General features: G+C 44.6%; 13 protein-coding genes. 6 read left to right on the top strand and 7 right to left on the bottom strand.

Annotation, left to right across the window (positions count from 1 at the left end; all coding sequences use genetic code 11):
- Window positions 1–120 precede the first annotated feature (120 nt).
- A complete protein-coding gene (locus EXT47_RS01290; RefSeq protein WP_223193748.1) occupies window positions 121–1,101 on the top strand; it encodes an extracellular solute-binding protein in 981 nt (326 codons plus the stop codon).
- Here EXT47_RS01290 and EXT47_RS01285 read toward each other — a convergent pair.
- Together EXT47_RS01285 and EXT47_RS01280 are read right to left on the bottom strand one after the other, a co-directional pair.
- Window positions 1,078–1,740 (bottom strand): hypothetical protein, encoded by a 663-nt coding sequence (locus tag EXT47_RS01285; protein ID WP_039494577.1) that lies wholly within the window; start codon window positions 1,738–1,740, stop codon window positions 1,078–1,080. The genes EXT47_RS01290 and EXT47_RS01285 overlap by 24 nt on opposite strands.
- Before the next feature lie 89 nt (window positions 1,741–1,829).
- A complete protein-coding gene (locus tag EXT47_RS01280; RefSeq protein WP_010376248.1) occupies window positions 1,830–2,099 on the bottom strand; it encodes a hypothetical protein in 270 nt (89 codons plus the stop codon).
- A gap of 198 nt (window positions 2,100–2,297) precedes the next feature.
- Here EXT47_RS01280 and EXT47_RS01275 point away from each other — a divergent pair, with 198 nt between their 5' ends.
- The gene (locus tag EXT47_RS01275) at window positions 2,298–2,666 is read left to right on the top strand and encodes an RNA-binding S4 domain-containing protein (protein WP_130125752.1); all 369 of its coding nucleotides are present in this window, start codon (window positions 2,298–2,300) and stop codon (window positions 2,664–2,666) included.
- Between the two features lie 268 nt (window positions 2,667–2,934).
- A complete protein-coding gene (gene acnA / locus EXT47_RS01270) occupies window positions 2,935–5,670 on the top strand; it encodes an aconitate hydratase AcnA (RefSeq protein ID WP_130125751.1) in 2,736 nt (911 codons plus the stop codon).
- Between the two features lie 49 nt (window positions 5,671–5,719).
- Here the strand turns inward: acnA and EXT47_RS01265 are convergent, their stop codons facing one another.
- Window positions 5,720–6,481: a hypothetical protein gene (locus tag EXT47_RS01265; RefSeq protein ID WP_130125750.1), complete on the bottom strand. Its 762-nt coding sequence runs from the start codon at window positions 6,479–6,481 to the stop codon at window positions 5,720–5,722.
- Window positions 6,482–6,576: 95 nt separating this feature from the next.
- On the opposite strand from EXT47_RS01265, the gene EXT47_RS01260 reads away from it, so the two are divergent.
- The 3 genes from EXT47_RS01260 to EXT47_RS01250 all read left to right on the top strand — a co-directional run bounded on the left by EXT47_RS01260 (window position 6,577) and on the right by EXT47_RS01250 (window position 8,467).
- Complete coding sequence (locus EXT47_RS01260; protein WP_010376255.1) at window positions 6,577–7,014, top strand: PaaI family thioesterase; 438 nt, start codon at window positions 6,577–6,579, stop codon at window positions 7,012–7,014.
- A gap of 77 nt (window positions 7,015–7,091) precedes the next feature.
- On the top strand, window positions 7,092–7,310 hold the full coding sequence (locus tag EXT47_RS24030) for a hypothetical protein (RefSeq protein ID WP_039494584.1): 219 nt from the start codon (window positions 7,092–7,094) through the stop codon (window positions 7,308–7,310).
- Between the two features lie 71 nt (window positions 7,311–7,381).
- Window positions 7,382–8,467, top strand: a complete 1,086-nt coding sequence (locus EXT47_RS01250) for an NAD(P)/FAD-dependent oxidoreductase (RefSeq protein ID WP_039494585.1) — start codon at window positions 7,382–7,384, stop codon at window positions 8,465–8,467.
- On the opposite strand, the gene EXT47_RS01245 is transcribed toward EXT47_RS01250, so the two are convergent.
- The 4 genes from EXT47_RS01245 to cysI form a co-directional block, all read right to left on the bottom strand.
- Window positions 8,464–9,003: a DUF4124 domain-containing protein gene (locus EXT47_RS01245; protein ID WP_039494586.1), complete on the bottom strand. Its 540-nt coding sequence runs from the start codon at window positions 9,001–9,003 to the stop codon at window positions 8,464–8,466. The two genes, EXT47_RS01250 and EXT47_RS01245, sit on opposite strands and share 4 nt — an antisense overlap.
- Before the next feature lie 13 nt (window positions 9,004–9,016).
- A complete protein-coding gene (locus EXT47_RS01240) occupies window positions 9,017–9,784 on the bottom strand; it encodes an amino acid ABC transporter substrate-binding protein (protein WP_240701580.1) in 768 nt (255 codons plus the stop codon).
- A 104-nt stretch (window positions 9,785–9,888) separates the two neighbouring features.
- Complete coding sequence (locus tag EXT47_RS01235; protein ID WP_039494589.1) at window positions 9,889–10,629, bottom strand: phosphoadenylyl-sulfate reductase; 741 nt, start codon at window positions 10,627–10,629, stop codon at window positions 9,889–9,891.
- 38 nt (window positions 10,630–10,667) lie between these two features.
- On the bottom strand, window positions 10,668–12,389 hold the full coding sequence (cysI, locus tag EXT47_RS01230) for an assimilatory sulfite reductase (NADPH) hemoprotein subunit (RefSeq protein ID WP_039494590.1): 1,722 nt from the start codon (window positions 12,387–12,389) through the stop codon (window positions 10,668–10,670).
- Between the last annotated feature and the right edge of the window lie 21 nt (window positions 12,390–12,410).

Below are 12,410 nucleotides of genomic sequence, written 5' to 3'. Positions count from 1 at the left end.
GAGAATGGCATTTGTAAAAACGCGTCGTTTAAGTCTGGACATCTTCATCGAACATTGTATGCTACACCCATTCGATAATAATTCTTATTTGCAATGAATAAAAGTAAACTTTTCCTTTTTTTGCTCTTTTGGGTACATTTTGGTCAAGCGGTTGCAACGCAGCCCCACACCTCACAAGTAAACGTCTATTCATTTAGAAAATATGAATTAATTCAACCTGTCCTCCAGGCATTTGAAAAAGAGACTGGGATCACCGTAAACCTAGTAAATGGTAAATCAGCACAACTGCTTGAGCGCCTCAAAAGCGATGGCGCCGACTCAAAGGCCGATGTGTTGCTCACCTCCGATCTAATTCAGTTGCATGATTACAAAACACTACTGCGTCCTATCGACAAGATCACAAATTGGCAAGCAGTAAATCATGAACTCAAGGATGATGATAAGCGGTGGATCAGTGTTTCGATAAGGACACGCGCATTATTCCGTAAAAAAGGCGTTTCTACGCCCTTGCCCGAGCACTTTTCGGATTTAGATAAAGCGCTTTACCAGGGTAAGTTTTGCATTCGACAGTGGTCTCATAGTTATAACTTGACGTTAGCATCGAGCCTCTATGCTTCTTCGAATAGCAATGACTCCTCATGGCTCAACCACGCTAATACGCTATTAGCAAAACGCCCTGTAGGAGGAGATAGAGATCAACTACGAGCGCTTGCACAAGGTCAATGTGAATTTGCGCTGGCGAATCACTATTATTGGAGCATGATGCAACACTCCGAAAATAAGCGCGATAAGGCACTTGCCGAACAGCTAGAGATCCATTTCCTGAAAATGCACTCGGGAAAAACGCCTATTTCTACCACCACAGTTGCGATAGCAAAGCACTCACCCAATGCACACAATGCTGAGTTATTTATTGATTTCTTGTTGAAACCAAGCACTCAGTCCATGTATGCTAATTTGCTTCATGAATACCCTGTGATTCAGAGCTCGCAAACGGCTCCAGCTCCGTTTGTCCCCGCCACGAAACAGGTGAAGCTCGGCCTGCAACAAGTATCACGAGCCCAGCAAGTTATTAATTCACTCAGCAAAGATCACTTGTAAGTCACAGTTAAATACTGGTACTGGTCCATCGAAAAGCTGCTGGCGGGTAAATGTTTTTGCAGGCTTCGGCCCCTGTAATGTCTGCACTGTATGTTCGCGCTCGGCATACACTTGTTGGTAGGGATGTTGTTCGGGTTTCTCATGCCATGTGAGCGTGAGATATTTACTTTTATAAGTCCAACGCCCCCGGTACTCAGTGCCAACCTGCAGCCAATGACCATTGGGTTTCAGCTGCAATTGGATAGAATCGTCTTTGCATTGGTGGGCAAATAATAGATCTGGCAATGCTTGAGCAGCTCTGTTTTGCACCAGATACAATCCCGCGTTATTCGGTGTATAGCGGTGCCCTTCCATATTAAATTCTGAAATTGTCAGCGTATCAAAACCTATATTTTTCACCACATATTCGATATCCCTCAGCCATTTGTCGCCTGAAGTCATCGGTGGAATATTTAATTGTGCACTCTCATATTGTAGCGGTACGGGAAGCTCGGTAAAACGATAATGAATATCTCGCTTTTCTAAAGCTTGAACTAAGTTAGCTCTAGTACCTTCATCAAGACCGGATTCAAAGATGTGTAAAGTTTGGGTACTACAGCCACTCAACAATAAAGTAGCAATTGCGAAAATACGTTGCATTGTCATCCTTGGTGTTACGCCTCGGTTTGAAATGCACCTTATCTGGGAAGTACACTTCAACCTCAGTCTTATTAAATTAATACTTCAAATTAACACCTAGACAACCAATTTTCAACAGACGCTTTTGGATAGAGAATATCTTTAAACAATCGATGCTGTTGATGACGTAGATGCCGCTCCTGACTTGGCAGCCCGGCTTGTACCTGACTATGATGCTCATTAAATCGAGAGATGACAGAAAGCTTATCCTTGGCTTGCGTGAGAGACTCATTGACATAGTGACGTACATCATCCGCGGTCATTAGATCAGTCTTATCAACGTTCATAAGCTCTTTTCTTAATGCTGTGCGAATACCCATCGTTGCCTCCATAAAATACTGATAAAAACAAATCGCGTGGCCGGCTTGCAAGATACACACCAAATGCTTCAATAATGTTAAAGACCCCGGATTTAATGAAAAAGTTTCGTCATTCACCGCAGTAATTTTATATACTGTCGTATAAGGCAATAAGACACTGGCTGTGTTAGGTAAATACGGCATGTTGAGGTTATAAAAATGCAAGATGGGTTTATTGAAATTGAGCTCGAAGAAGAGCCGATAGAATTGTGTAACCTTTTGAAAGTGCTCGACTTAGCAGAAACTGGCGGACATGCTAAGTTATTGATCACTGAAGGTTATGTAGCAGTCAACGATGAAATATGTACGCAAAAACGTAAAAAGATTTATTCAGGCGATATTCTGCATTTTGATGGTGATGAATTTCATTTAACCTTAGCACCTGATGCAACGCCGCAACCGCGATCAGTTGCCACTCCACGCGCCGAAACGGCACCAATGCCGAGTAAGAAAAAACGACAAAATTCAGGAAAATCTTACACACAAGTGGACAAAAATACAGGCCGAAAACCCATTTCCTTTGGCTAGCAATCCCAGACGCTGACGTATTTAATTACAAAAATGCTCACCTTTTTAGTGCACCGATGCCTCGCGAAAGTGCACTTCCCCCTTGAAAAAGTCCCCAATCAACACTAGGACTATAGCAGTACAAAAAAACGGCAAGTCTGCAACTGGTACATTCTATGCACCTTGTTTTGCATTTTTAGAACAAAACCAATTCACTTAATTGGATGCTCTACTTCCCTCTTATATAGAGCAAATCTTAAGTGCAGTTGGTATAAGGAAAGGGTCAAGCATGAATAATTCATATAACACCCTGACTCAGCTTACCGTCGGCGAGCGTCAGGTCCATATTCACTCACTTCCAGCTTTAAGCGATAGAGCAAGAAGATTACCGTTTTCGCTTAAAATTTTATTAGAAAATTTACTGCGCCATGAAGATGGCAAAAACGTGACTGCACAAGACATCGATGCCTTACTCAACTGGAAGCCGGAAGATAAACCAAGTAAAGAAGTTGCTTTCACGCCCGCGCGCGTCGTGATGCAAGATTTTACAGGCGTACCAGCTATCGTGGATCTTGCTGCAATGCGTGACGCTATGGCAAAACTCGGTGGCGATCCAAATAAAATCAATCCCTTATCACCCGCTGAAATGGTCATAGACCACTCAGTACAAGTAGACGAATATGGCCACGATGGCGCCTTTGATCTTAATGCTAAGTTAGAGTACCAACGCAACAAAGAGCGCTATGAATTTTTGCGCTGGGGGCAAGGCGCGTTTGACAATCTAAAAGTGGTGCCACCCGCAACCGGGATCGTGCACCAAGTTAACCTAGAGTATTTAGCACGTGTCGTATTCGAAAAAGAAATCGACGGTATGCCATTCGCCTACCCTGATACATTAGTGGGAACCGACTCTCATACCACAATGATCAACGGCCTTGGCATTTTAGGTTGGGGCGTAGGCGGCATTGAGGCCGAAGCCGCCATGCTTGGTCAGCCAATTTCACTGCTCATTCCTCAGGTCGTTGGTTTTAAACTGGAAGGACAGTTGCCTGAAGGCACAACCGCAACCGATCTGGTACTCACCGTGACACAAATGCTACGTGAACACGGCGTAGTGGGTAAGTTTGTCGAGTTCTTTGGCGATGGTTTAGCAGACTTACCACTTGCCGATCGTGCCACCATCGCCAACATGGCACCTGAATATGGGGCAACCTGCGGTATTTTCCCCATTGATAACGAGACCTTGGAATATCTACGACTAACCAATCGTGATGAAGAAAAAATTGCATTAATTGAAGGTTATGCCAAGCATCAAGGCATGTGGCGAGAACCTGGAGATGAACCACTTTACACCGACGTACTGACACTAGACTTAGCGACAGTGGTTCCGAGCCTTGCAGGTCCAAAGCGCCCACAAGATAGAATTCCTCTCAATGACGCAGGCAAAACAATTCAAGCCCATTTGGGTGAATTCCAGCATGAGCGCAGTGAAAAAAATGCCGTGTCAGATCAAGATGAAGCTCGCACTGTTGGTGAAGGCGGGACTTCTCGAGTTGACCAAGATGAGCCCGCAACGCTTGGCGTCGGTAAGGTTACATTTAAAGCTCAAGAGTTTGAGTTGGTCGATGGCGCCTGTGTTATTGCCGCAATCACAAGTTGCACAAACACCTCTAATCCAAGTGTTATTCTTGCCGCAGGTCTTGTTGCACAAAAAGCAAAGGCACTTGGCTTAAAACCTAAGCCTTGGGTGAAAACCTCATTGGCTCCTGGCTCAAAAGTAGTTACCGACTACCTCAAACAAGCTGACCTATTGGAACCACTTGCTGAACTAGGCTTTGATTTAGTGGGCTATGGCTGTACGACTTGTATCGGCAACTCAGGCCCTTTACCAAAAGAAATTAACGAAGCCATCGTTAAACATCAGCTGGTTGTCAGTTCCATCTTATCAGGAAACCGCAACTTTGAGGGGCGGATCCACCAAGATGTAAAAATGAACTTCCTCGCCTCGCCGCCACTTGTCGTTGCGTATGCGCTTGCAGGTCGCACTGATATCGATGTCTACAATGAGCCATTGTGTCAAACTGATGACGGCCAAGATGTGTTCTTAAAAGACATTTGGCCATCGGTCTCTGAAGTCAGTGAACTTGTGTCTCAGACAGTCACACAAGCCATGTTTGAGAAGAACTATGCAGACGTTTACCAAGGCGACCAACATTGGCAACAAATCGCGGTAAATCAGAGTGAGCGCTATGATTGGCAAGATAGCTCTACTTATATTCGAAAAGCTCCTTTCTTTGATGATATGAGTAAAGAGCCACCAGGGATCCCCAGTATCAAAGGCGCACGCTGTCTCGCTAAACTGGGCGACTCAGTGACGACTGACCACATTTCTCCAGCAGGTAATATTAAAGCTTCGGCACCAGCTGGGGAGTATTTACAAGCGCAAGGAGTGAAGCAAGCTGATTTTAACTCTTATGGTTCGCGTCGTGGTAACCACGAAGTCATGATGCGAGGTACGTTTGCAAACGTACGCTTACGCAATCAATTGGCTCCGGGTACAGAAGGTGGTATTACTCGCCTATTACCTGAGGGCGAACTTATGAGTATTTTCGATGCGGCAGAGCAATACCAACAGCGCAATACGCCACTCGTTGTACTCGCGGGCAGTGAGTACGGCACGGGTTCATCACGAGACTGGGCTGCTAAAGGGTCTTTACTACTTGGGATTAAGGCCGTACTTGCTAAAAGCTACGAACGTATTCACCGTTCTAACCTCATCGGCATGGGGGTATTACCGCTACAATTTAAACCAAATGATGGCCACGAAGAGCTGGGATTAACTGGCGAAGAAGAGTTTGAAATTGAAGGGATATACGACACATCAACCGAAGTGATAGTCACGGCAACAAATGCAGATGGCAAAGAAATCAAGTTTTCGGCGGATATCCGGATCGATACCCCTAAAGAGTGGGAGTACTACCAACATGGGGGAATTTTACAGTACGTCTTAAGACAAATGTTATAGGTCTCTTTTGGTAATACTTTAATGGAAAAGACGGCACCGGCCGTCTTTTTTAAAACCTGCGAGTGTAAATCAGCGTAATGGTATTGATACCACCATCATCAAACGCACTGCCAATACCAAACTTCAGCGCCGATTGTGAACTAAACCAATAATCGGTCTGTAATTCCACTACGGATTGGTCAAAATCATCTTCACGCAATCGAGCTGATACAGACACTTGCCAGTCCTTAGCCAAATAATAACCGGCATGGATCTGCCAAAAGTCGATATCTGCTGCGACTTTTTGCATTTTTACATCCCATCCAACGCCATTATCAATCTCTGTATAACGAAAAAATGGCGCTATTGCCGTTTCTGTATCTCGTTCATCCACTCCGTAGTTATCAAATTCTGAACGCTCACCGATGAACGTAACCCCAAGCTGCATGTTCTCACTAACAAAACGTCCCACTTGTACCAGCGCTATCGTATCTCGCGTCGCAGTAAAAAGTGCAGAGTCATCTCTAAATTGAGTTACATCTACAGCAACTCGCCAGTCTCGTCCAATAAAGAATTCCGCATCAGCTTGGTAAAGATGCCAATCATCATTTTTAAAACCACCTACAGAGAAGTTGTTACTCTTTTGCAGGTACCCCTGTAAACCATAGGGTGTGCCATCATTCTTTAACTCAGTAAGATAGTGTCGATACTGAACACCTAAGAATCCATCCTCAATCTCTAAAAACTCTCCGAAGCCAACACTTACTTCGTGAGAGTTAGCTATACTGAAGCCTGAATAAAATAACAGTCCTATCAGCGATAATGCTTTCATACTTTCCCCTTTATGTTAATGAAACGATTGTAACTATGAAAAAAAATCGCCATAGTAAAAAAATGTAAGCATATGTATTCAAAAGAGAGACAAGTATGGCAATCTGGTTCAAACCCGTAAGTGTAGAGTTATGCAAAAAGCTGGAAGATGGCATGACGGGTAAAGGTACGCTCATGAAAACGTTAGGAATAGAAATCAGCGAGGTGGGTGACGATTACTTGGTTGCGACTATGCCTGCCATTCCTGAGCACCATAATCCCATGGGTATGGTCCATGGCGGCGCAAACGTTGCTTTAGCGGAAACCGTTGCTAGTTACGCAGCAAACTTTGTTGTAGATACTGAACAATTCTACTGTGTTGGGCAAGAGATCAATGCTAATCACTTAAAAGCATCAAGAACAGGCATACTCACAGCCATTGCTAAGCCTGTACATCTCGGTAAACGTTCATCTGTTTGGGAGATCCGCATCACTAACAGTCGCAATGAACTATGCTGCATTTCCAGAATGACCGCCGCCGTAGTATCACGCTAAAACTTGATCTATCACAACTATAAAAAACCAAACCCACCTCATTATTATTGCAACACACAAAATAGTGAGGTGGTACTGTGTCAACTCAAAAGCTTTGGCCTCTGCATATGCTCATTGTGGTGGGATTGATTTTAATTTTCACAGGCCACACCATGTTAACGAGCGACTGGCTGAATGATCTTGGTCCGAGCGGTTTTATAATTGGTGCGAGCTGTGTCGCGCTCGGCCTTATTTGTTCTTTACCAACTAAAATATATCTGACCATTTTGTTAATGCGTCGAGAGCACCGAGATTAGCGTATACCAGCTTGATATTGGGTTGATTTTACTGCACCCTGAGCGTCTAGGTTTATGAAGGTACTTAGTTTGTGGAAAAGGTCGACACCCTAATTATTGGCGCTGGCGTTGTAGGCTTAGCGATAGCAGCAAAACTCAGCCAGAGCCGCAGCGTAATTGTTATCGATAAAGAATCTCGTGTAGGTGAGCATACGAGTAGCCGTAATAGTGAAGTGATCCATGCCGGCATTTACTACCCTTATGGTAGCTTAAAGCACCAGCTCTGCGTGCGAGGAAAAACACTCCTTTACACACACTGTGAACAGCTAAACATCCCCTTTCAGCGAATCGGTAAATTCATTGTTGCGACAACCGAAGAGGAAGTGCAAAGCTTAGAACAAATAAAGACGCGTGCCCATGCTAACTCTGTCACGGATATTGACTTTGCTTCATCCAAGACTATCAAGCAACAGCTCAGCTATTTGAAAATACATAGCGCACTATTCTCTCCCTCCACCGGTATTGTAGACAGCCACCAATTTATGCTGTCACTCATCGCTGAGATTGAAAGTAATGGGGGGATTGTTGCGACGCAAAGTGAGTTTATGCACGCACAGCAATTAGGCAGTGATTTTATTGTTGCGTTGCGCTGCGATGGCGAGCAGTTCGAAATGAGCTGTAGCCAGCTGATAAACAGCGCTGGGCTGAACGCCCCCGATGTACTCAATAAAATTACCGGTGATAGCGACAAAGCCATCGCCTATTATTGTCGCGGCCGTTACTATCGCTATCAAGGTAAGCACCCTTTTCAACAGCTCATCTACCCTCTACCTAACACGCATGGATTGGGCGTACACGCGACATTGGATTTAGCTGGGCAACTCAAGTTTGGCCCTGATACCGACTATATTGAAAACATAGATTATCAGTTTGATGACTCCCAAAAAGCGCGCTTTGTCACCGCAATAAAGCGATACTGGCCAGCTCTGGATGAGAATAGACTGACAGCGGATTACACTGGGATAAGACCTAAATTAAGCAAAGAAAAGCAAAGTGACTTTGTAATTCAGTTCGAGGCAACCCATGGAATATCAGGCTTTGTTAACTTAATGGCGATTGAGTCACCGGGATTGACCGCAAGTCTCGCCATTGCAGAATATATTGAACAACGACTTTAGCGCTGGTTTTCCTCCAGTGCCTTTTCAAGCTGTTTCGTTCTATCATCCATCAGCTGCTGAATGTTTTTCGCATCTTCCATCACCTGTTTTACCGCTTTTGGATTTAATGCCGTTGGTAATGCCGAAGCAGCTTCTTTACTTACGGCTTGCTCTGGCTGTTTATTCAGAATGCTTGTGTCTTCGGCTGCTATCACGGTAATTTTGCGCTCGTCTAATTGATAGTGCTGCGACTCGCCGTTTGGATTGGGTTTATCAGAGTAATGCCATTGTCCTTTGGCGTCCTGCCAACGATACACTTGCACCCCAGATGTAGATTGCTGAGTGTCGTCACTCACAAGCTCCTTCGTGTGGGTTTTCACTTTATCAAGCGCTGTCACACCTTGAACCGTTAATTCTGTTACCTGCTGCTCAACCTTGTTGGTCAACGAATTTACATTTAACCATGGCTTGCCATCAGGACGCTTCAATACAAACAAACTGGCTAACGCCACCAGCATTATCATAATCATCAAGTAACTTGCGGCTTTCATCTTCATACTCTGACTTTCCTTAGAGCCCATACTTTAACAGTATCTGCTTAAATTGCTCCGTTTTTTTAAAGTCAGCATAAAAGTGATTGAAGTCATCACACAATTTTTTCGCTCTTTGAGTGCGACCAAACTGCAATTGTAACGGCGCCACATCCGAAACGCCGCGCACGCTGATAGTACTTTTTAATACTGGATATTTCAGCTGTAACCAACGTAGTGTTGGTTCGCCAACAATAGAAAAAGCGAGACTTTTGTCACTTCCGCCTGCAAGCACGGATAAGATATCAAACTCTGAGTAGTAGTCTTTGCGCTGCAGCAAATTACTGTCAAAATACGGCTCTAACTGAGGATAGGTGTAACCAAATCGACCTAAAAATAGATGCTCATTTAAGCCGTTGACATCAAATTGTTCAGCCTGCTTGTGTGTAACAAAGACATCTTCAATTGTGTAAATTGGCGCGCTCCAACACATTTGCATTGTGCCACGATACCAATGTTCAGACTCCATCCGCACATCAACATTTCCTCGCTCGATTTCTACAGACGAACGCTTTTCTGGATACACAGGGTAATTTGGTTGGTAATGATATTGTGCTGCAAACAGCTCGAAAATATCGATAAGCACACCCTGCTCTTGGGCATGTTCGATAATAAAGGGAGGATAATACTGCACTGCAAAGTTGATAAACGTTTTGCTTTCTTCCGCGGTTTTAGCGTAGCCAGCAAGAGACAAGGTACAACAAAGTAGCAATAATAACATCGTCTTTGGAAAGTAGATCAAAGCCACCTCCAAGACCTTGAACAAATAATAGACTAAGTATGACCGATCGCTGGGAATTTCCAAGTCAAAAAACCAGCCACACTCAAATCTACTAAATATACGTTGCGGATCTAAATACCATCACCATCAATATGCAACCCACACTCACGATTTAGACCGAAGAAACGTGTTTCTTCCTCTGTCATGCCAGGTTCAAGCTTACGAGTAGTGTGAACATCCCCCATAGAAACATAGCCTTGCTCCCAGAGCGGGTGATAAGGCAAATCAAACTTTGTAAGATATTGATAAACATCACGATTATGCCAGTCAATAATAGGGTAAAACTTGACCGTGCCGCGACTGAGCTCAACGATTGGCTTATCCGCACGCGTTGAAGACTGTTGGCGACGTAAGCCACTGAACCAAGTGCCTGCGCTAAGTTCACGTAACGCTTGAGTCATCGGCTCAACTTTGTTTAGGGTATTGTATTTTTTAATCCCTTCTTCGCCTTGCTCCCATAACTTACCATACACCGCCTCTTGCCAAGCAGGACTCTGCTTAGCACGGTATATCTTAAGATTGAGTGCCAAACGCTCTGACAGTGATTCTATAAATTGATACGTCTCAGGAAACAAATAGCCCGTATCAGTAAGTACCACGGGAATATCAGGCTGCTGCTGAGTCAAAAGATGTAACATAACCGCAGCTTGAATACCGAAACTAGAAGACAAAAAGTGAGTATCCGGTAAGTTTTCCAGTGCCCAAGCCACTCTCTGCTCGGCAGTTTTATCACTCAGTAGGGCATTAGCATCCGCAAGTAGCATCTGCTGAGTTGCACTGTCCAGAGTCAATATTTGCTTAAAATCACTCATTTTCTCATCCAATGGGCAGCGTAGCTGCCCGTTCTAAATCAAGCGTGGAAATCAGTTTTTGACACTTTTACTTCCGCAACGATTTCTTTGCGGATGACATAGTCACCAAAACATTCATCTTCGTTGCGCTCACCGACCCACTGACCAATCAACTCATCTAGCGCTGGCAGGAAGACGTCTTCGCCAACATTCTCCAAGTACAGCTTAGGAATGCGAGTACCAGCACGGTTACCACCTAAATACATATTGTATTTACCTGGTCCTTTACCCACGAATCCAACCTCAGCTAGCATCGCTCGGCCACAGCCGTTAGGGCAGCCAACTACACGAAGGATAATATTCTCTTCAGCAACCTCATGCTTGGCGAGCAGCTCTTCTACCTTTGTCACAAGCTCAGGTAAATAGCGCTCCGCCTCAGCCATCGCAAGTGGACACGTCGGTAGCGATACACACGCCATCGAGTTTTTGCGCTGTTCTGAATGTTTGCTATCTATCAAACCATGCTCGCGGGCAATTTGTTCGATTTGCGCTTTATCCTCAGCTGCAACTCCAGCAATAATTAAGTTTTGGTTTGCAGTCATGCGGAAATCCCCTTTGTGGATCTCTGCAATTTTGCGACAACCTGTTTTAAGTGGTTTATCTGGGAAATCTAAAATACGGCCATTTTCGATAAACACCGTTAAGTGATGCTTACCATCAATACCTTCAACCCAACCAAAGCGGTCGCCACGGTGAGTGAATTCATAAGGACGGCTTGGCTCAAACGTCATACCGGCACGGTTTTCAACTTCCGCTTTAAACGCCTCAGTGCCAAATGTATCTAGCGTATATTTAGTTTTTGCATTTTTACGGTTTACTCGGTTACCCCAGTCACGTTGCACAGAAACTACATGCTCAGCAACGGCAAGCGTATGTTCAAGCGGAATAAAGCCAAGGTCATCTGCTTTACGCGGATAGGTATTCACGTCACCATGAGTCATCGCCAAACCACCACCCACAAGCACGTTAAAGCCAACTAGTTTGCCCTCATCTGCGATAGCAACAAAGTTGAGGTCATTGGCATGCACATCGACTTCATTGTTTGGGGGAATAGTAACGGTGGTTTTGAACTTGCGTGGTAAATACGTATCGCCCAGAATCGGCTCTGCCGTTGTCTCGGTTTTTTCACCATTCAACCAAATTTCAGCGTAAGCTTTGGTTTTAGGTAGCAAGTGCTCTGAAATTTTAGCCGCCCACTCGTACGCTTCTTGGTGTAACTCGGATTCAACCGGGTTAGTTGTACATAACACGTTGCGATTTACATCACCCGCCGTCGCAATAGAATCGATACCTACGCTATTCAGCAGCTGGTGCATCCCTTTGATGTTTGGCTTCAATACACCGTGGAACTGGAAAGTTTGACGCGTTGTCAGACGAATGCTGCCATACATGGTTTTATCCGCTGCAAATTCGTCAATCGCCAACCACTGATGTGGTTTAATGATACCACCAGGCATACGAGCGCGGAGCATCACGTTATGCAGTGGCTCAAGGCGCTGCTTAGTGCGCTCTGGGCGGATATCGCGGTCGTCTTGCTGATACATACCGTGGAAACGGATCAATTGGAAGTTATCCGCAGTAAAGCCGCCGGTTAGTTGATCGGTCAGATCCGTTGAAATTGTGCCACGTAAGTGGGCACTTTGTGACTTCAAACGCTCATTATCAGAAAACTTTGCGTTTGCATCGAGCTTACTATTCGGTTTGATTTCAGAGTTGCTCATTGTCTTTCCTACATTAAAATT

It is taken from the genome of Pseudoalteromonas sp. CO342X (genome assembly GCF_004208915.1).
In the GTDB taxonomy this organism is placed as follows: domain Bacteria; phylum Pseudomonadota; class Gammaproteobacteria; order Enterobacterales; family Alteromonadaceae; genus Pseudoalteromonas; species Pseudoalteromonas maricaloris.
Note: the sequence above shows the minus strand (reverse complement) of the source record. Positions and strands in the feature narration are given on the sequence as shown.